Below are 19,830 nucleotides of genomic sequence, written 5' to 3'. Positions count from 1 at the left end.
GAGCTTGTCCTGCGGCCCGTTCATTCGGCCGCGGGAGAGCGGATGCGCCCCGGCCTGCCGGCAGGGTCGCTCCGGTCCTCCTCGTCGCGGCGCAGGATATCGCGCCAGGCAAGGAGCACACGTTCCAATTCCGCGATATCGGTGTGCGGAAGAACGCCCAGGGTCCGCTCAACATAGGCGCGCTGGGCGGCGATGCCGCGCTCGGCAAGCGCACGCCCCTTCTCCGTCAGATGGAGCGCATAGGAGCGGCGGTCCCCGGCAATGGGCTGGCGCACGACGAGGCCGCTCGCCGCGAGCCGGTCGACGAGGCCGGAGACGTTGCCCTTCGTCACATAGAGGCGCTCTGCCAGCTCCTGCTGCGTGATGCCCTCGCGCTCGGTCAGGGTGGATAGCACGTCGAACTGGGGAATCGACAGGTCGAGCCGGCGCAACTCCTGGTTCATGGCCGCATAGAGCCGCTGGTTCATGCGGACGAAGCGCAGCCAGGTTCGTATCAGCGCGTCGCCCTGCTGAACGCCTTCTGTCATCAGTGTCGGCCCGTCCCCATGCTTGCCCCAAGGCCTTAACCCATCTGCGCGGCGATGAAAACACCGCCCGACTGCACGATGATGCCGCCGCGACGCCGATGCCGTTGCGCCCGCCGCCATGCGATGCCATCCATGGCTACGCGGTCGTCCCGGCCGTTCCTGCCGTCGTCTCTCCTGCCGCGAGCCGTCCCATGCGCCGCCTGATCGTCGAGGAGCCTTTGTCGCAAGCGGCCGTCTGGAGCCGCAGGGTCGGCTGGTTCGCCCTGCTCGTGGCGGCGGCGGGCGTGCTGCTGACCCGCCTCGGCCTCGTCGAATGGTTCGCCGGCCTGTCGGTCATCGCAAGCGCGGTCGCGCTGGCGCTCGTCGCTCTCGCCCTCGCGGTCGCGGCCTTCGTTTTCATCTGGCAGGAGGGGCAGCAGGGGCTTACCCTCGCCGTGCGGGGCGCCGTGCTGGCCCTCGTTGTGCTCGGCTGGCCGGCATTCCTCGGCTTCAAGGCCGTCGTCCTGCCGCGGATGAACGACATCAGCACCGATATCCTCGACCCGCCCGCCTTCTCGCGCTCGGCGCAGGTGCTTGCCGCCCGCGCGGGCCACGTGCCCCGCGAGATCGCGGCGGACGAGCGCTTGCCGCAGCGCGACGCTTATGCGGACGTCGTCCCGATCTATGCCGAGCTGTCGCCAGAGGATGCGCTGTCGGTCGCCGAGAGGGTGGCACGCACGCTCGGCTGGGACATCGCGGAGGTGCGGCAGCCCGGCGGGCGTACCGGGCGCGGCCAGATCGATGCCGTCGACCACACCTTCCTGCTGCGCTTTCCGGACGACATTGTGATCCGGGTGACGCCGCGCGCAGAGGGGACGAGGGTCGATGTGCGCTCGGCTTCCCGCTATGGCGTGCACGATTTCGGCGTCAATGCCGAGCGCATCGCCCGCTTCATCACCGAGTTCGAGCTGCAGGCGAGGGCGGCGCAGTTCTGACCGTCACGCCAGCCGGTAGCGGGCCGTGAGCGTCGGCGCGCCATCGCAGGCGACGAGTCTGCGCGCCACCAGGTCCTCGAGGTGGGCGAAGACGGAGAGCCCGGCTGCGCCGAAGAGCGCCGGCGGCAGCCCCTCGTAGAGGGACGGGACGATCTCGGCGATGGTCTCGTCGCCGGCCGCAAGCCGGTTGAGGATCGCGGCCTCGCGCTGCCGCCGGTGGTGGACGAGGGCGCGCAGGAAGCGCTGCGGCTCGCGCACGGGGCCGCCGTGGCCGGGCCGGTAGATCGTCTCCTCGCGCATCTTCAGCTTCGCGAGCGAGGCCATGTAGGCCTGCATCGACCCGTCCGGCGGCGCGACGATGGTGGTGGACCAGGCCATGACGTGGTCACCCGAGAACAGGGTGTTCTCCTCGGGCAGCGCGAAGGCGAGGTGATTGGCCGTGTGGCCGGGCGTCGCGAGCGCCGTGAGTGTCCAGTGCGGGCCGGCCACGGCCTCGCCGTCCGCGAGGACGACATCGGGCGCATAGGCGTGGTCTGCCGAGGCATCGAGCGCATTGGCCTCGCCGAGTGCCAGCGGGCGCGACGCGACATGGGGTCCGCAGCCGACGACGAGGGCGCCGGTGGCTGCGCGCACCGCGGCCGCAGCCGGGGAGTGGTCCCGGTGAGTGTGCGTGACGACGACGTGCGTCACCGTCTCGCCCCGCACGGCATCGAGCAGCCGCGCCACATGGGTGGCGTCGTCGGGCCCCGGGTCGATGATGGCGACCCGGCCGCGGCCGACGATGTAGCTGCACGTCCCGCGATAGGTGAAGGGGCCGCCGTTCGGCGCGACGAGCCGCCGCACGAGCGGCGTGAGCGCCTCGGTCCGCCCGATCGGGGCCTCCATCTCCTCTTCGAAGGGAATGGCCTGCGTCATTGATTCGGCCCTCACCGGGATGCGGCGACCGGCTTTCGGATCACCCGAGGCGCTCTTGTAGCACGAGCGGTTGGCAACGCGACCATCGGCCATCAGCCGGTCTACAGGCCGTATGCGAATGGCGCCGGAGAAGGCTCGCATTCTATGCAAAGTTGCATAAAATGCTATTATTAGCGCGCTGGTTGCATTGCTGTATGAGCATTTGATGTTCAGTTTTGAGGGGTAACTTTTCGCTACGACGTCAGTCGAGAGAAATAAAATGATAAAACAAAATGAATTGAGCGATGTTAATGTCGTAATTAGGACAACTTATAATAGAATAGATGGCGAGTTTCAGTCGGATATGTCGGCCCTTGTCGGGGTCGACAAATGCGATTTCATGCTGGATGGTGAGTTCAGGGCAGCCATCGATTGGATAAAGTATAACGACATGCGCGTCTGCAGCATGGCGTTGCCGCCGGGGCGTCTTCTGCGCGAAGTGGTGCAGGTTGCAGGCAAGGCGCCCTGCATCGTCATGACGGCCGTACAGAACGGTGCCATGCGGCTGACGCTGGAGCATGGCGCGTTCGATGTGGGTGGCGAACGCATCGTTGTGTTCGACGCGCGGGCACTATCGTCGATCGATATGATGGCGGGTGAGGACGGGCGGTGCACCTTCCAGTGGCTGGAACTGTCGTCGATGACGGATTTCGCCGGGGCGCTGAAGGGGGAGGCGGCGAGCATCGAATCCGTTTCGTTGCGCGAATACATGCAGTTCTTCTCCCGCTTCCTCCTGAAGTATGGCAATTCGCATATCTCGGACTATGTGGATGTCTCGATCCGCCAGAACATCGTCGAGATGCTCAAGACGTTCCTGCGCGACCAGACGGCGCGCAGCGATGGCGGCAACAAGGCGCGCCTCGCCAACGACATCATCGAATACATCAAGAAGAACATCGATAATCACGACCTGGGGGCCGGGCGCATCGCCCGCCAGTTCAACATTTCCCAGCGCAAGCTGTACAAGATCTTCGAGGAATCGGGACTGTCGCTGCGCGACACCATCCTGCACTACAGACTCGAGGCGGCACGCAAGGAGCTGGCGTCGTCGTCTGAGAAGAAAATCATCAACATCGCCTTCGACAGCGGTTTCAACGACGTCTCGACCTTCTACCGCAACTTCAAGCGCAAATACGGCTACTCGCCGCGCAGCTCCCAGTAGCGGGGTGGTCGACGCGGCGGCGTGGGAGGCGCAGCTTCCCATACTCGGGGGCGTCGCAACTGGCGCAGCATATCCAATTTTGCTAATTGTGTCTCATGAAAGAGAACAATTCGCGATTTTTGGAGATTGGCCTGCGCCTGCGCGCCTATCGCCTGGGGCGTGGCATCACGGCGGAGCAGGTCGCGGACCGTCTTGAGATGTCGCGTGCAGCCATCTACCGCCTGGAGAAGGGCGAGGTGGTCAAGATCGAGACGATCCAGCGCATCGCCGACCTCCTCGATGTCTCGGTTGCCTCGCTGCTGGGCGTCAGCGTCGAGTATTACGACAACGCGGTGGCCTATTTCGAGCGCATGCGCCAGCTGGAGGAGGGGGCCGAACAGATCCTCGCCCATTTCGCGCCGTTCTCGTACCTGCTGTCGTCGGACGAATATGCCCATGCCGTCGAACTCGCCATCCGCGAGACGGTGGTCGGCGACGTCGGCGAGGAGGAGGTCGCTCCCGAGGTCGAGGCACTGGTGCGCATCCTGCGCGAGCGGCGCGGTCACGCCAGCCGCCGGCGGCCCGGCATCGTCAGCATCGTCGGGCTACAGGACATCGAACGGCTCTTGCGCAGCGGCGTCATCGGCCGTTTCGACCTGCCGGAGGAGGAGGCGGCCGAACGGCGGGCGATCGCGCGGCGCGAAATCCTGCGTCTCGCCGATCTCCTCGAGGAGGAGCCCATCGGCATCCAGATCGGCATCGTCGAGGAAACCCTGCCGCAGCAGACCTTCCAGATCTTCCGGCAGAAGGAGCGCACCTTCGTCGCCATGAGCCCCTTCCGCTTCGCCGACCATCCCAACATCCGCAATGGCGTCGCCATGGTCACCGAGGCACCGGACGCCGTGCAGCTGTTCGACAACCTCATCGCCTCTCTCTGGCGCAGGGCAGCAAAAGGCCGGGAAGGCGCCGAGCGCCTGCGGCAGGTTGTCGAGCGAGTCGATGCTGGCGTGCGCGACGCGTAAAAAAAATTAGACAACACTCAAAAAAGCGATATCGTTTCGGCTTCCGTATAGCCGGAGGAAGAAACGGATGCTCACGCGCAGATTAGTTCTGCTCGCGGCCGGGCTGGTCATTGCGGGGACCTTCGCCGCCCAGGCCCAGCAGGCCAAGTACGTCGCCAAGATCGGCCATCTCGAGGCCGCCACCCAGCCGCGCCACAAGGGGCTTGAAAAGGTCGCTGCGCTCGTCAAGGAGCGCACCAATGGCGAGGTCGAGTTCCAGCTCTATCCCGCCTCGCAGCTCGGCAATGCCCGCCAGATGGTCGAGGGCGCCCAGCTCGGCTCGTCCGAGGGCACGGTGATGCCGGCCGCCTTCCTCGGCGGCTTCAATCCCGTCGTCTCGGTGCTCGACATCCCCTTCATCATGCCCGAGGACCGCGCCAAGTCGCAGGCCCTGCGCGATGGCCCCTTCGGCCAGGCGATCCTCGATTCGTTCACCAAGCGCGGCCTCGTCGCCATCGCCATCTGGCCGAACGGGCGCAAGAGCGTCACTTCCGCCAAGCCTCTCGCCGGCGTCGACAGCTTCAAGGGCCAGAAGTTCCGCGTCATGGATTCGCGGATACTCATCCAGCAGTTCGCGGGCGTCGGCGCCGCCGCCATCGCCATTCCCTTCGGCGAGCTCTACACGGCATTGCAGACTGGTGTCGTCGACGGACAGGAAAACCCGCTCGATACGATCTCGACCATGAAGTACTACGAGGTGCAGAAGGACCTCGTGGTCTCCAACCACGGCGCCATGGAGGACCTCGTCCTCTTCAATCCAGCCTGGTGGAACAGCCTGCCGGAAGGCCACCGAGACGTCATCGTCAAGGCCTTCCTCGAGGTGCGCCCGCAGGTCGAGACTCTGAAGGAAGAGGTGCAGACGCTGGCCTTCAACCAGATCAAGGAAGCGGGCGTGAACGTGCGCGTTCTCGGCGACGCAGAGCGGGCCGACTGGCGCGCCAGGATGTTCCCGCCCGCCCGTGACGCCTATCTCGAGCGCGCCGGCGCCGAGGGCAAGGCCGTCATGGAGGTCTACGAGGCGGAAGCGAAGAAGCTCGGCCTCGCCAACTGAGCCTTGCGACGAAACCCGAGGGCGCGACCCCATGCTCCGCACCGCAATGACCGTCCTGCGCACCTTCGAGCGCAACATCATCGGCCTTCTGCTCGTGGCCATGTCGGCCGGCTATGTGGTCAACGTGCTGGTGCGTGTTTTCGCGCCCTCGCAATCCCTCCATTTCGCCTGGATGGAGGAGGCGGCGCTGTTCATGCTCGCCTGGCTCGTCTTTCTCGGCCTCGGACTGACGCTGGAGAAAGGCCGTCACATCGCCATGACAGCGCTCTACCGGCGGATGCCGGCGGGCGTGCAGCGCGTCGTGGCCTTCGTCATCAATGCCGTCGGCCTTGCCTTCTGTGCCTATCTGACGAAGGTCGGCTACGATTTCGCGCGCTTCATCGTCAATTCCGGCCAGACGAGCCCGACGCTCGATGTGTCCATGGTCTGGCTCTATGCGGCCCTGCCGGTCGGCTTCGTGCTGCTGGGCCTGCGCTACCTGCTTGAGCTTGTCGGCGTCGAGAACCGCTTCGTGCTCGCCGACCGTGGCCAGGACCACTGAACCCAACCACCGCGGCGGACGGTCCGACGTATCGAAGAGGGCGCTTTTCCCGTGTTGATCCTGCTCTGCATACTGGCTGCCCTGCTTCTCGTTCTCGGGTTCGAGATGCTGCTCGTCATGGGCGTGCCGAGCGTGCTCGCCCGCCTTGCGGAATTCCCGAACCTGCCGGACATCGTCATCGCCCAGAAGATGGTCGGCGGTGTCAATGTCGGCACGCTGCTCGCCATTCCGTTCTTCATCTTCGCCGCCGATCTCATGGCGCACGGCACCATCGCCGAGCGGCTCATGAACCTCGTCAAGAAGAACCTCGGCCATCGCGCCGGCGGCATCGGTCACACCACGGTCGTCTCGTGCATGGCCTTCGGTTCGGTCTGCGGCTCCGCGCCGGCCACCGTCGCCGCGCTCGGGCGCTTCCTCCATCCCGAGCTGATGCGCGCCGGCTACAAGGAGCGCTTCTCGCTCGGCCTCATCGCATCGAGCGCGGAATGTGCGCTGCTCATCCCGCCGAGCATCACGCTCCTCGTCTATGCCTGGCTCACTGGCACCTCCGTCGCGGCGCTGTTTGCCGGCGGCCTTGCCGTCGGCGTGGTCCTCGCCCTCGCCTTCATGCTCTACGTCGCCTTCGTCACGCGCCGTGCGGGCATCGAGCCCGCCCCGCGGGCGAGCAGCGCGGAGCGCTTCGAGGCGGTGAAGGCCTCGCTGCTCGCGCTCGGCATGCCGGTCATCATCCTCGGCGGCATCTATTCCGGCTTCTTCACCGCCACCGAGGCCGCGGCGGTTGCCGTCGCCTATGCCCTCCTCGTCGAGATGGTCATCTACCGCCAGCTTGGGTGGCGGGACGTGATGCAGGTTGCCGAACAGAGCGCGCTCACCATCGTCGCCATCTTCATCCTGCTGGCGGTCGGCTCGCTGCTCTCCTATTTCGTCACGCTTGCACGCCTGCCGGATCAGCTTCTCATGCTGCTCAACGACTGGCAGGTGAACTGGATCGTCTTCCTGCTGATCATCAACGTCGTGCTGTTGATCGCGGGGATGTTCATCGATCCCAATTCCATCATGGTCATCCTGCTGCCCGCCATCTTCCCGGTGGCGACGGCGCTCGGCATCGACCCCATCCATTTCGGGCTCGTGGTCTGCCTGAACATCTGCATCGGCATGATCACGCCGCCCTTTGGCCTCGACCTCTTTGTGACGTCGTCGGCCTTGCGCAAACCGGTTGAGATGGTGATCGCGGGCATCTGGCCGTTCGTGCTGACGAACATCGCCGTGCTGCTCGTGATCTCCTACGTGCCGTCCATATCGACGGCGCTGCCGCGGCTGCTGGGCTACTGACCCGGCAGACCTGGGAGAAGAAAACATGTTGCAAAGCCTCGAGACGCGGTCCGTATGGACCGCGAACGATGCCCCCGTTGCCGATGCCGAGACCGTGGTCCTCAGTCACACGGCCGTCAACGACGAGTACCGACACCTCGTGCTGCGCGCCGGCAGGCCGGCGACGCTCGCCGCCCCGGGCCAGTTCTTCCACCTCCTGTGCCCCGCGAGCGGCGCGGACAAGCCCTACCTGCGCCGGCCGATGAGCACCTACAAGGCCGACCCGGAGGCGGGCACGCTCGAATTCCTCTACAAGGTCGCCGGACTCGGCACCCGCGCCCTCGCGACCTTGAAGCCCGGCGACCCGTTCCGCGTGCTCGGCCCGCTCGGCGTCGGCTTCAGCCTCGACGACGACTGGCGCCACATCGTCGTGCTCGGCCGCGGCGTCGGCCTCGCGACGCTCGCCCCGCTCGCCGAGGCTGCGGCCGAAAAGGGCATCGGCGTCACCGCCATCCTGAGCGCCCGCCGACCCGATCTCGTCATGTCTGTCGACCGCTTCGCGGCCGTCGGTGCCGACGTGCGCCCCGTGCTCGACAGCGACGGCTCCAGTACGCCCGAGAATGTACGGGAGATTCTCGCCGGGCTGGCCCGCCAGGGAAGGGCGGATGCCATCTTCACCTGCGGCTCCAACCGCCTGTTCCGCCTCGCCAAGGACTTCGCCCGCGAGGCGGGCATCGCCGGCCAGGTGGCGCTCGAACAGCAGATGGCCTGCGGCATCGGCATGTGCTTCTGCTGCGTGCGCAAGTTCGAGGTCGACGGGGATCTCGTCGACAAGCGCGTGTGCTGGGACGGGCCCGTGTTCGATCTGAAGGAGGCCACCTCATGGTAACGGCCATGTCGTCTCCCGCCGGTTCCTCCGTCTCCCTTGCCGTCGACGTCGGCGGGCTGCGCCTTGCGAACCCCGTCATGCCGGCCTCGGGCACCTTTGCCGAAGGGCTCGACAAGGTGATCGACCTCAATCGCCTAGGCGCCTTCGTGACGAAGACGATCACGCGTGAGTTTCGCGCCGGCAATCCCGTGCCGCGGGTGTGCGAGACCACCGAGGGCCTGATCAACTCGATCGGCATCCCCTCGAAGGGGCTCGACTATTTCCGTGACAACGTGGTGCCGTTCTACCGGGCCTTCTCCCCGCCGCTCGTCGTCTCGATCTCGGCTCCGACGGTGGACGACTTCGCCGCCATGGCGCGCGACCTGACGGTGGCCGGTGTCGCCGCCATCGAGGCCAACATCTCCTGCCCCAACATCGAGGAGGACGGCCGCTCCTTCGCCATGGAGCCGCGCCTGACCGAAACGGTGACGGCCGCCATGCGCAAGGCGACTGCCCTGCCATTGTGGGTGAAGCTGACGCCGAACACCGGCGACATCGTCGCCGTCGCCCGCGCAGCGGAGGTGGGCGGTGCGGATGCGGTCGTGGTCGCCAACACCATCCTCGCCATGCGCATCGACACCGAGACCTTCCGGCCCAAGCTCGGCAACGTGCTCGGTGGCCTCTCGGGGCCGGCGGTGAAGCCCATCGCCCTGCGCATGGTCTACCAGTGTGCCGACAAGCTCACCATTCCCGTCATCGGCTGCGGCGGCATCGCCACCGCTGAGGACGCGGTGGAATTCCTGCTCGCTGGCGCCCGCGCCGTGCAGGTCGGCACGACCACCTTCGTGCGCCCGACGGCTATGATCGACGTCATCGAGGGGCTCTCGGCCTTCTGCGCCCGCCGTGGCATTGCCGATGTCAACGCGCTTGTCGGCGCGGTCGCTGATGGCAACACGGCGCCCGAAGAGGCGGAGGCCGTGCTGTGAAACCGCTCGCTCATCCGACGCGCAACGAGCGCGACTGGGAGGCGCTGGCCGTGGAGGTCTTTGCCGAACTGCACCAACTCGGCTTCGATGGGGTCGGCATCACGCGCCAAGCCTTCGGCGAGGGCGAGGCGGCGGCGATGGCTGTCATGGAGCGCCTTGCCGGGCGCGAGGGCCTTCTTGCCACACGCGATGCCGGGGACAATCTTGTCGTCTCTCTGCCCGACGAGGCGCCCGGGCCTTACATCCTTGTCGGCTCCCATCTCGATTCCGTGCCGCGCGGCGGCAATTTCGACGGTGTGGCGGGCGTACTCGCCGGGCTCATGGTGCTGGCGCGAATGAAGAGCGAGGGCATCACACCACCGCGGCCCGTACGCGTCATCGGCCTGCGCGGCGAGGAATCGCCGTGGTTCGGCAAGCCTTACATCGGCTCGTCGGCCCTGCTCGGGGCGCTGAAGCCGCAGGACCTCGACCTCAGGCAGCGGGACGGCGCGCGCAGCCTCGCCGAGGCGCTCGCCGGTGTCGGCATCGACGTCGAGAAGGTGAGGGAGGGCACGCCCCTCGTCGACAAGCGCGATATTGCCGCCTTCCTCGAATTGCATATCGAGCAGGGCCCCGTGATGGTCGCCCGCGCATGGCCGACGGCGGTTGTCACCGGCATCCGCGGCAACATCCGCCACCAGCGCATCCTGTGCCAGGGCCAGGCCGGCCATTCCGGCGCCGTGCCGCGCTGGCTGCGCAAGGATGCGGTCTTCGCGCTCGCGGAGCTCGTCTCGCGGCTCGACGAGCATTGGCGCGTTCTCCTGGAGCGCGGCCTCGATCTCGTCGTCACCGTCGGCATCGTTGCGACGAACCCCGAGGATCACGCCTCGACCCGCATTCCGGGCGAGGTCGCCTTCTCCTTCGAGATCCGCAGCCAGAGCCGGGAGACGCTCGAAGCCTTCTACGTGCTCTTCGAGACGGAATGCGCCAACATCGCCCGGGAGCGGGGCGTGAAGTTCGTCTTCGACCGGCGGCAGGACGCGGCGCCCGGGCGCATGGACGAGGGCTGGGTGAAGCACCTCGTCGAAGCCTCGCGCCGTCTTGGCCTGCCGGCCGAGACCATCGCGAGCGGTGCGGGGCATGATGCGGCCGTCTTCGCCAATGCCGGCATTCCGGCGGCCATGGTCTTCGTGCGCAACGAGCATGGCTCGCACAATCCGGACGAGGCGATGGCGATTGCCGATTTCCTTGCCGGCGTCGATCTGCTCTATGAGGCCCTGACGAAGGAGCCGTAAGATGACCGAGACCATCACCATCCGCCGCCCGGACGACTGGCACGTGCACCTGCGCGACGGCGCCATGCTGAAGGCGGTGCTGCCCTTCACCGTCGCGCAGTTCGGCCGCGCCATTATCATGCCGAACCTCGTGCCGCCGGTGACGACGACGGCGATGGCCGATGCCTATCGTGCGCGCATCATGGCCGCCCTGCCGGCGGGCAGCTGCTTCGAGCCGCTGATGACGCTGTACATGACGGACGACACCGACCCGGCCGACGTCCTCTCCGGCTACGAGAGCGGGCGCATCGCCGCGGTGAAGCTCTACCCGCAGCACGCGACGACCAACTCGCATTTCGGTGTCACCGATATCGAGAAGATCCATCCCGTGCTCGCCGCCATGGAGAAGGCGGGAGTGCCGCTGCTCATCCATGGCGAGGTGACGCGGCCGGACGTCGATATCTTCGACCGCGAGGCGGTGTTCATCGACACGGTGCTCGACCCGCTGGTGCAGCGCTTTGCCGGTCTCAAGGTCACGCTGGAGCACGTGACGACGAAGGAGGGCGTGGACTACGTCACCGGCGCGCGCGAGCGTGTGGGCGCCACCATCACGCCGCACCACCTCATCTTCAACCGCAATGCCATCTTCCAGGGCGGCATCCGCCCCCACTACTACTGCCTGCCGATCGCCAAGCGTGAGGTGCACCGGCAGGCGCTGCGCCAAGCGGCGACGTCGGGCAATCCGCGTTTCTTCCTCGGCACCGACACCGCCCCGCATACCCGTACCGCGAAGGAGGCGGCCTGTGGATGCGCCGGGCTGTTCGTGGCGCCGGTCGCGCTTGCGTGCTATGCGCAGGTTTTTGAGGAGGAGGGCGCTCTCGACAGGTTCGAGGCTTTCGCGAGCCTCAACGGCCCGCGCCACTATGGCCTGCCCGCCAACGAGGGAACGATCACCCTCGTGCGCCGGCCGCGGATGGTCGCCGAGGATGTCGCTCTTCCCGCAGGCGAGGCGGTGCACGTCTTCCGTGGTGGCGAGACGGTGTCGTGGGCGGTTGACGACGCGGACAGCGCCGCGGCTGCCGTCGCCTGATTGGACAACCAAACCGGGGGCCGAGGGACCATGGACAAGTCATTCATCGCTTCACAGACGGCCCGTATGATGCTGGAGGTCCAGGCCATCCAGTTCAACGCCGAGAAGCCCTTCATCTTCACCTCGGGCTGGGCGAGCCCGGTCTATGTCGACTGCCGCAAGCTCATTTCCTTCCCGCGCCTGCGCCGGCGGCTGATGGACTTCGCCGCCGAGCAGATCCTGTCCGAGATCGGCACCGAATCATTGGACGCTGTGGCCGGCGGCGAGACGGCGGGCATCCCCTTCTCCGCCTGGCTGGCGGACCGGCTGATGCTGCCGATGCTCTACGTGCGCAAGAAGGCCAAGGGCTTCGGCCGCAATGCGCAGATCGAGGGTGACATCAAGGAAGGCGCGCGCGTCCTCCTCGTCGAGGACCTGACGACGGACGGGCGCTCCAAGCTCGCCTTCGCCGAGGCGCTGCGCCGCGCCGGGGCTGACGTGCAGCACACCTTCGTCGTCTTCCACTACGGCATCTTCAAGGAAAGCACGGCGACGCTCGCGGAGCACGGCATCAAGATGCACGCCCTCGCCACCTGGTGGGACGTGCTCGCCGAGGCGCGCGAGCGCGGCTATTTCGCTGCAAGCACCCTCGACGAGGTGGAGAAGTTCCTGCACGCCCCGGCCGAATGGTCGGCAAGGCACGGCGGCAAGTCGGATTTCTGAGAAGAGCTGCGGTTGGGAGTGGGCAGTCGGCCGTCGGAAATAGGCGGTCTGGCGAGCGGCAGTTGGGCGACCGGCGGTCGGGCGATCGGCAGGCGCCGCATGCAGCACGCCATGCGCAGTCCCTAGCGCGTCATGGCCGGGACAAGTCCGGCCACGACGCTGGGAAAGGCTCAGCCCGGGCGATTGGGGGTGCTGCGCATGCGTCCTGGCCGATGGCCGTCTAAAAAATTTGATCCGTGCCGTCTTTTGGGATAGCGTCCCTTTTTAACGTGCACTGTGAGGGAGCGATGAACACGCGCGCGTTGCTTGAGTGGTTCCGCCAGCAGAATGAGGGTCTGCGCACCTATTCGTCCCTGCGCGAGTTGTGTGCCAAGGACATGGCCCCCGGCGCTCCCGATGCGGCGGTGCGACAGCTCCTCGTCTGCGCGCTCGACGGTTTCATCGACCGCTATTTTGGCGAGCCCTTCACGAGCGAGGTGGCCCGCACGGCGCGCGAGAACACGCTCAAGATGCTCGAGGAAGCTGCGGCGGCAAGCGAGGCGGATGCGGCCGGCAAGGTCGCCGCGCTCGACGGGCTGGCCTTCCGCCAGATTGCTGACTGAGCTTCTCCAATATCCTTCGGCCGAAGCCGTGACCGCTGCCGCGGGCGCGGCTTCTTGCGTTTTGGTAGCCACCGCCGCGGCCGGGACGACGCCTACGCAAGGCGCTGCGATTTTCGCGAAAGTCGCTTGAACAGGACCTCGCGCCTCCCCTATTGTAACGATTTAAAGAACCAATTCGCCAGAAGGCGATGGACAAGGGCGAGCCGGTAAGCGGCTGCTCCACGGGACCGGAAACAGTTCGAGAGAGGAGACCTTGATGCGCAGGACTTTCCTGAAAACGCTTGTCGCCGCGGCGGCCGCGGCAACGCTCGCCCTGCCGGGCGCGGTGCTGGCGGCCTATCCGGAGCGGCCGATCACGATGATCGTGCCGTGGGGTGCGGGCGGCGGTACCGATGCGACGGCCCGCATCGTCGGCTCGCTCCTCGAGAAGGAACTCGGCCAGCCGGTCAATGTCGTCAACCGCACGGGCGGCTCGGGCGTGGTGGGGCACGCGGCCATCGCCGACGCTGCGCCGGACGGCTATACGCTCGGCATCATCACCGTCGAGATCGGCATGATGCACTGGCAGGGGCTGACGCAGCTCACCTACGAGAGCTACACGCCGCTCGCCCTCATGAACATCGACCCCGCCGGCGTGCAGGTGCGTGCCGACGCGCCCTACAAGGATGTCAAGGAACTGCTCGCCGCCATCAAGGCGAACCCGGGCAAGTTCAAGGCCTCGGGTACCGGCCAGGGTGGCATCTGGCATCTCGCCCTCGCGGGCATGCTGGCAATGGACGGCATTCCGCCGAACGCAGCCCCGTGGGTGCCCTCGAACGGCGCCGCCCCGGGCCTGCAGGATCTCGTGGCCGGCGGCGTCGAGGTCGTCACCTGCTCAGTGCCGGAGGCGCGTTCGCTCATCGACGCAGGCCGCGTCAAGAGCCTCGCCATCATGGCCGACAAGCGCAGCGACGCCTTCCCCGATCTGCCGACATTGAAGGAAGCGGCCGGCATCGACTGGACGCTCGGCGCCTGGCGCGGCTTCGCCGCTCCCAAGGGGCTGCCGGCCGACATTCAGGACAAGCTCGTCGCCGCGCTCGACAAGATCTACAAGGGCGCCGAGTTCCAGGATTTCATGAAGGGCCGTGGCTTCGGCGTGTCCTGGGCGCCCAAGGACGAGTTCGTTGCCTTCATGAAGCAGAGCAACGAATCGCTCGGTACCGTCATGAAGGAACTGGGGCTCGCCAAGTAGGGCGCCCGACGGGTCAGGCGCCTCACAATCAGGCGCGTCATCGAGGTTGCCCGGGGCATGGCCCGCGCCTGCCACGGGCAACCGGTTCGATCCGGCCCGCACCATTCATCAGGCGCCGCGAGTTACCGTTCATGGTCAAGTCGGACATCATCATCGGTTTCATCCTGACGATGCTCGGGGTGGCGGTCATCCTGCACGCGCAGTCCTTCCCCGCCATTCCCGGCCAGGAATATGGCGCCGCCGTCTTCCCGGTGCTGATCGCGGGTGCGCTCGCGATCTGCGGCATCCTCCTCGCCTTCGGCGCCTGGCGGCGCAGGGCCTCGCTCGCCGCGGTTGATCTGGAGCACAGCATGGCCGGTATCACGTCGGCCGGCTGGACGAAGGGGTTGGCAACGATAGCGCTCGTCGTCGGCTATTGCCTGTTCGCGGACCGCATCGGCTTCATTCCCGCGATGGCGATCGTGCTGATGGTGGGCATGCTCATGCTGGGCGTGCGCTGGTGGGTGGCGCTCCTCGTCAGTGCGGCAACGATCCTCGTGATCTATCAGCTCTTTGTCGTTCTGATGCGCGTTCCGCTGCCACGCGGATTGCTCGCACCGTTCCTCTGAGGCGCCCATGCAAGCCATCGAGAAAGCCTTCGGGCTCGTCGCCACGCCGGGCGTGCTCATTTCCGTCCTGCTCGCCTCGGCCTTCGGCATGGTCATCGGCGCCATCCCGGGCCTGACGGCGACGATGGCGATCGCGCTGCTCGTGCCGATCACCTTCTTCATGGACCCCCTGCCGGCCGTCGGCGCGATGATCGCCTGCTCGGCCATGGCCATCTTCGCCGGCGACATTCCGAGCACCCTGCTGCGCATTCCCGGCACGCCCGCCTCCGCCGCCTATACGGACGAGGCCTACGCCATGACGCGCAAGGGCGAGGCGGAGACGGCGCTCGGCGCCAACCTCCTGTTCTCGGCCATCGGCGGCCTGTTCGGCACGGCCGTCCTCATCGTCGCCGCGCCGGCCCTTGCCGAGGTGGCCCTCCGGTTCTCGTCCTTCGAATATTTCTGGCTCGCGGTGCTGGGCCTCACCTGCGCCATCTTCATCGGCGCGGTCTCGCCCCTGAAGGGCCTCATCAGCCTCTTCATCGGCCTGCTGGTCGCCACCGTCGGCCTCAACAACCCGGCCGGCGTGCCGCGCTTCACCTTCGGCTATACGGAGCTGATGGGCGGCATCGACTTCATCCCGGCGATGATCGGCCTCTTCGCGGTCTCCGAGGTGCTGCGGGCCATGGTGCATGGCGCAACCGACCTCAAGGTGACGCAGAGCCGGGTCGGCAACCTGTTCCGCAACTGGGGCGGGATGATCAAGACCTACTGGCGCCAGCAGGTGCGGGGCAACACGCTCGGCACGGCCATCGGCATCCTGCCCGGCGCGGGAGCGGACATTGCCGCCTGGGTCGCCTATGCGATGTCGAAGAAGTTTTCGAAGACGCCCGAGAAGTTCGGCAAGGGCCATGTCGAGGGCATCGTCGAGAGCACGTCGGCCAACAATGCGGCCCTTGGCGGCGCGTGGGTGCCGGCGCTCGTCTTCGGCATTCCGGGCGATTCCATCACGGCCGTTGTCATCGGTGTGCTCTTCATCAAGGGGCTCAACCCCGGACCGACGCTCTTCATCAACAATCCCGAGAGCATCTACGCCGTCTTCCTCATCTTCATCCTCGCCAATCTCTTCATGATCCCGCTCGGCTGGGCGGTCATGAAGGGGGCAACGGTCATCCTGCGCGTGCCGCGGCGCGTGCTGATGCCGCTCATCCTCGGCTTCTCGATGGTTGGTGCCTTCGCCGTCAACAACACGGCCTACGGCATCGTCATCATGCTCGCCTTCGGCGTGCTCGGCTTCCTCATGGAGGAGAACGACATTCCCGTTGCGCCATGCATCCTCGGCATCGTGCTCGGGCCGATGATCGAGGAGAACTTCGTGACCTCGATGATCAAGTCGGACGGCAGCTTCCTCGCCTTCTTCGAGCGGCCGATTGCCGGCGCGCTCGGCGTCTTCACCATCCTCGTGGTGCTGAGCCCGCTCATCGGCATGGCGCTGCGGCGCATGCGGCGCCCGGCGGCGAACGCGGCGTGACGGGGAGGGGTCCCGGCTCCCCAAGCAGAAGAACCTTGTGCCCCGGACACGCCGCAGCCTGACACGATGCGGCGCCGATCCGGGGCCTATTCATTCGCGCCTTCGGCAAGTTCTTGCGCTGGTTCCCGGCTCGCATTCCGCTTCGCTGCATGGGTCCGGGAAACGCGGTTGCGCGACTGCGGGTCGCCCCTCGGTCGTCACGTCCGGGCTCGTTGTTCAGCCCGGAGACAGCGCCGAAGGCTGTTCGGGGAGATGAAGATCATCATCGCATCGATTGGGCTTGAGGGAGGCCATCCACGCCTTTCAACCCCGCTGCGCGAGCGTCGGCGGCGTGGATGCCCGCGACGAGCGCGGGCATGACGTGGAGACGGCTGCGCAAACGGAGCGGGGAGCGTGGCACAACCTCTCCACCCGTCTTGGCCGGGCTTGTCCCGGCCATCCACGCCTTTCAATCCCGCGCGAGCGTCACGGCCTGGATGCCCGCGGCGGGCGCGGGCATCACGCGGCGGCGGCTCCTCGCCGGTCGCCTCACACCGGCGGCGTCTTACCCGTGCCGAGATCCCAGTAGAGCCCGGCCATGAGGCCGAGAGCCTCGCGCGCGATCGCGACCGGCAGGTGCTCGTTCGGCGCATGTTGCGAGCAGCCGGGGTAGGAGTGCGGCACCCAGATAGTGCGCAGGCCGAGCACCTCGGAAAAGATGTCGTTGGGCAGCGAGCCGCCGAGATTGGGCAGGATCGCCGGCTTCTTGCCGGTGGTCTGCGCGATGGAGCCGACCGCCCAGGTCACCCACGGGTCCTCCGGATCGAGCCGGGTGGCGTGGAAGATCTCGTCGCGGCTCTTCTCGACCTTGACCATCGTGAAGCCGTGCCGAGCGAGGTGGCGCCGCAGGGCCGGCAGCACCTCCTCGGGATCCACGCCGACGACGAAGCGCAGCTGGCAGCGCGCCCAGGCCTTGGGCGGCACGGCATTGACCGGCGTCTCGGGATTGCCGGCCTTCATGGCGAGCACGTCGAAGGAGCACCAGCCGAAGACCTGCTCGGCCGGGCTGAGGCCGGGCTCGCCCCATTCGGGATCGATGGTCGGGCCGTCCGGGCCGCCATCCACCTCACAGTCGGCGAGCACGCGGCGCACGCTCTCGGGCAGCTCCTTCGGCACCCATTCGTGGATGCGGATCTGCCCCGTCGGCGAGACGATGGTGGAGATGGCGTGGGCGAGCTGGATGGCGGGATCCGACAGGAGGCCGCCCCAATTGCCGGAATGGTGGCCGCCCTCGCGGGCGTCGATCGTCACGTCGAAGGTCACGCCGCCGCGCGAGCCGAGGAAGACCGTTGGCCGCTCGGCGTTGAGCCGCGGCCCGTCCGAGCCGATGAGCACGTCCGCCCTGAACAGCTCCTTCTGCTCGGCGCAGAGCTCGCGCAGGCCGGGCGAGCCCATCTCCTCGCCCATCTCGATGAGATACTTGGCGTTGAAGCCCAGCTTGCCGCGCGTCTGCAAGACGGCCTTCAGCGCCGCGATGTTGATGACGTGCTGGCCCTTGTTGTCGACGACGCCGCGGCCGTACCAGCGGTCGCCCACCTCCGTCAACTGCCAGGGCGAGAGACCCTCCTTCCAGTCTTTGTCGAGGCCGCGGATGACGTCGCCGTGGCCGTAGCCGAAGATGGTCGGCAGGGCGGGATCCTCGATGCGCTCGGCATAGAGGAAGGGGGCGCGCGCCTTCGGGTGCTCGAGGAGGCGGCAGGCGAAGCCCAGCGCCTCGAGGGCAGGCACCATCTCCTTGACGAGATAGTCGCGCAGCACGGGCGCGCGCTCCGGGTTCTGGCTCTCTGTCGGCATGGCGACGAGGCGCGCCAGGTCGGTCTTGAGGGCTCCAGAATCGAAGTAGTCTTCGGCGCGGGCGATGGCCGCTTCACGGGTCATGGTGTCTGGCACTCCTTGCGGGTGGAACGGCGGGGCTCACGGCGCCACTGCCGGAAAGGGAGAGACCTGCTCGTAGGCGCGCACGAGCTGCAGCACGGAGAGGTCGTCGCGCGGCCGCCCGACGAGCTGCATGCCCATGGGCAGGCCAGCCGCGTTGAAGCCGACGGGAACCGAGACGGCGGGGCAGCCGGAGAGGGTGACGGGGGCCACCACTTCCATCCAGCGGTGGTAGCTGTCCATCGTCCGGCCGGCGATCGTCTGCGGCCATTCCTCCTCCAGGGGGAAGGGGAAGACCTGCGCCGTCGGCAGGGCGAGATAGTCGAAGTGCTCGAAGAGCCTGAGCACGCTCGCGTACCAGGCCGAGCGTACGGTGCTCGCCTCGTAGAGCGCGTAGGCGCTCAGCCGCTGGCCGCCCTCGATCTCCCAGCGCACGGCGAACTTGAGCTTCTCGCGCTTCTCCGGATCGTCGTAGAGCGCCTTCAGCTTGCCGCCGACCATGAAATGGCGCAGCGCGACGAAGGCCTGCCACAGGGCCTCGAAGTCGAAGGCCGGCACGTGTGGCTCGACGACGAGGCCGGCATCGGCGCTCAGCCGCAGGCCGCCCTCGCACAGGGCGAGGATGCCGTCCTCCATGGCAAGGTGCCCGCTAAGGTCGCCGAGCCAGGCGATGCGCTTGCCCTTGAGGTCGGTATCGAGCGCGGCTTCGTAGTCGTGCCCGCTGCCGTCGAGCGACAGCGGCGCGCGCGGATCGTGCCCCGCCTGGACGGAAAGGAGCCGCGCGAGGTCCGCCGCATTGCGCGCCATCGGCCCCTCGGTGCCGAGCTGGGTGAAGAAGCCTTCCGGCGCGGGCAGGCTCGGCACGCGGCCCTGGGACGGGCGGAAGCCGAAGATGTTGTTGTAGGCAGCCGGGTTGCGCAGCGAGCCGCCGAAGTCGCTGCCATCGGCGACGGGCAGCATGCGCGTGGCGAGCGCCACGGCCGCCCCGCCGCTCGACCCGCCGGCCGTGCGGGCGGGCGCATAGGCGTTGCGGGTCGCGCCGAAGACGGGGTTGTAGGTGTGCGAGCCGAGGCCGAATTCCGGGGTGTTCGTCTTGCCGATGATGATGGCACCGGCGGCGCGCATGCGGGCCACCGCGATGGCATCGGCCGGCGGCACGAAATCGGCGAAGAGCGGCGAGCCGAAGGTGGTGGTGAGGCCCTTCGTCGGCGCGAGGTCCTTGATGGCCTGCGGTAGGCCGTGTAGCGGACCCGCCGCCTCGCCCCTGGCGAGCGCAGCGTCCGCCGCATCCGCCTCGGCGAGGATGTCCGCGCGCGGGCGCAGGGACACGATGGCGTTGTAGGTCGGGTTGATCGCCGCGATATGGTCGAGAAAGGCGCCGATCACCTCGCGCGCCGAGACGTCCCGCCGCTTTACGAGACGGGCGAGCGTTCCGGCGTCGAGGCGGCACAGCTCCGGCGCCTTGCCGGTGATGTCGCCCGTCGGGTTCGCTGCAGCAAGGCGCAT

19 protein-coding genes are annotated in these 19,830 nt (G+C 67.2%); 15 read left to right on the top strand and 4 right to left on the bottom strand.

Going from position 1 to position 19,830, the window contains the following annotated elements:
* Positions 1–20: 20 nt before the first annotated feature.
* Positions 21–527 carry a MarR family winged helix-turn-helix transcriptional regulator gene (locus ASC46_RS10005; RefSeq protein ID WP_055459166.1) on the bottom strand — a complete coding sequence of 169 codons (507 nt, stop codon included), beginning with the start codon at positions 525–527 and terminating at the stop codon, positions 21–23.
* Between the two features lie 191 nt (positions 528–718).
* Here ASC46_RS10005 and ASC46_RS10000 point away from each other — a divergent pair, with 191 nt between their 5' ends.
* The gene (locus ASC46_RS10000) at positions 719–1,501 is read left to right on the top strand and encodes a DUF1499 domain-containing protein (protein WP_055459165.1); all 783 of its coding nucleotides are present in this window, start codon (positions 719–721) and stop codon (positions 1,499–1,501) included.
* 3 nt (positions 1,502–1,504) lie between these two features.
* On the opposite strand, the gene ASC46_RS09995 is transcribed toward ASC46_RS10000, so the two are convergent.
* Complete coding sequence (locus ASC46_RS09995) at positions 1,505–2,416, bottom strand: MBL fold metallo-hydrolase (protein ID WP_055459164.1); 912 nt, start codon at positions 2,414–2,416, stop codon at positions 1,505–1,507.
* A gap of 259 nt (positions 2,417–2,675) precedes the next feature.
* Between ASC46_RS09995 and ASC46_RS09990 the strand changes: the two genes are divergently transcribed.
* The 14 genes from ASC46_RS09990 (at position 2,676) to ASC46_RS09925 (ending at position 16,410) form a co-directional block, all read left to right on the top strand.
* Positions 2,676–3,617 (top strand): helix-turn-helix domain-containing protein, encoded by a 942-nt coding sequence (locus ASC46_RS09990; RefSeq protein ID WP_082464784.1) that lies wholly within the window; start codon positions 2,676–2,678, stop codon positions 3,615–3,617.
* A gap of 95 nt (positions 3,618–3,712) precedes the next feature.
* Positions 3,713–4,618: a helix-turn-helix domain-containing protein gene (locus ASC46_RS09985; RefSeq protein WP_055459162.1), complete on the top strand. Its 906-nt coding sequence runs from the start codon at positions 3,713–3,715 to the stop codon at positions 4,616–4,618.
* Between the two features lie 67 nt (positions 4,619–4,685).
* Positions 4,686–5,708, top strand: coding sequence for a TRAP transporter substrate-binding protein (locus ASC46_RS09980; RefSeq protein ID WP_055459161.1), 1,023 nt, complete (start codon positions 4,686–4,688; stop codon positions 5,706–5,708).
* 31 nt (positions 5,709–5,739) lie between these two features.
* The gene (locus ASC46_RS09975) at positions 5,740–6,249 is read left to right on the top strand and encodes a TRAP transporter small permease (protein ID WP_055459160.1); all 510 of its coding nucleotides are present in this window, start codon (positions 5,740–5,742) and stop codon (positions 6,247–6,249) included.
* Between the two features lie 51 nt (positions 6,250–6,300).
* On the top strand, positions 6,301–7,581 hold the full coding sequence (locus ASC46_RS09970; protein ID WP_245280519.1) for a TRAP transporter large permease: 1,281 nt from the start codon (positions 6,301–6,303) through the stop codon (positions 7,579–7,581).
* A 25-nt stretch (positions 7,582–7,606) separates the two neighbouring features.
* Positions 7,607–8,449: a dihydroorotate dehydrogenase electron transfer subunit gene (locus ASC46_RS09965; protein WP_055459158.1), complete on the top strand. Its 843-nt coding sequence runs from the start codon at positions 7,607–7,609 to the stop codon at positions 8,447–8,449.
* Positions 8,443–9,414 (top strand): dihydroorotate dehydrogenase, encoded by a 972-nt coding sequence (locus tag ASC46_RS09960; protein ID WP_245280518.1) that lies wholly within the window; start codon positions 8,443–8,445, stop codon positions 9,412–9,414. Before ASC46_RS09965 ends, ASC46_RS09960 begins: the two co-directional genes overlap by 7 nt.
* Positions 9,411–10,688 carry a hydantoinase/carbamoylase family amidase gene (locus tag ASC46_RS09955; protein ID WP_055459157.1) on the top strand — a complete coding sequence of 426 codons (1,278 nt, stop codon included), beginning with the start codon at positions 9,411–9,413 and terminating at the stop codon, positions 10,686–10,688. Before ASC46_RS09960 ends, ASC46_RS09955 begins: the two co-directional genes overlap by 4 nt.
* Before the next feature lies 1 nt (position 10,689).
* Positions 10,690–11,757 (top strand): dihydroorotase, encoded by a 1,068-nt coding sequence (gene pyrC / locus ASC46_RS09950; protein WP_055459156.1) that lies wholly within the window; start codon positions 10,690–10,692, stop codon positions 11,755–11,757.
* 30 nt (positions 11,758–11,787) lie between these two features.
* Entirely contained in the window at positions 11,788–12,459 is a 672-nt protein-coding gene (locus tag ASC46_RS09945; RefSeq protein ID WP_055459155.1) for an orotate phosphoribosyltransferase, read from the top strand.
* Positions 12,460–12,746: 287 nt separating this feature from the next.
* A complete protein-coding gene (locus tag ASC46_RS09940) occupies positions 12,747–13,061 on the top strand; it encodes a hypothetical protein (protein WP_055459154.1) in 315 nt (104 codons plus the stop codon).
* Positions 13,062–13,317: 256 nt separating this feature from the next.
* Positions 13,318–14,292: a tripartite tricarboxylate transporter substrate binding protein gene (locus ASC46_RS09935; RefSeq protein ID WP_055459153.1), complete on the top strand. Its 975-nt coding sequence runs from the start codon at positions 13,318–13,320 to the stop codon at positions 14,290–14,292.
* A gap of 131 nt (positions 14,293–14,423) precedes the next feature.
* Positions 14,424–14,900, top strand: a complete 477-nt coding sequence (locus ASC46_RS09930; protein WP_055459152.1) for a tripartite tricarboxylate transporter TctB family protein — start codon at positions 14,424–14,426, stop codon at positions 14,898–14,900.
* Positions 14,901–14,907: 7 nt separating this feature from the next.
* Positions 14,908–16,410 (top strand): tripartite tricarboxylate transporter permease, encoded by a 1,503-nt coding sequence (locus ASC46_RS09925; protein WP_055459151.1) that lies wholly within the window; start codon positions 14,908–14,910, stop codon positions 16,408–16,410.
* Positions 16,411–16,938: 528 nt separating this feature from the next.
* Here the strand turns inward: ASC46_RS09925 and ASC46_RS09920 are convergent.
* Complete coding sequence (locus ASC46_RS09920) at positions 16,939–18,327, bottom strand: M20 family metallopeptidase (protein WP_055459150.1); 1,389 nt, start codon at positions 18,325–18,327, stop codon at positions 16,939–16,941.
* 36 nt (positions 18,328–18,363) lie between these two features.
* Positions 18,364–19,830 (bottom strand): amidase, encoded by a 1,467-nt coding sequence (locus ASC46_RS09915; protein ID WP_055459149.1) that lies wholly within the window; start codon positions 19,828–19,830, stop codon positions 18,364–18,366.

This window comes from Chelatococcus sambhunathii, assembly GCF_001418005.1.
GTDB classification, from domain to species: domain Bacteria; phylum Pseudomonadota; class Alphaproteobacteria; order Rhizobiales; family Beijerinckiaceae; genus Chelatococcus_A; species Chelatococcus_A sambhunathii.
Note: the sequence above shows the minus strand (reverse complement) of the source record. Positions and strands in the feature narration are given on the sequence as shown.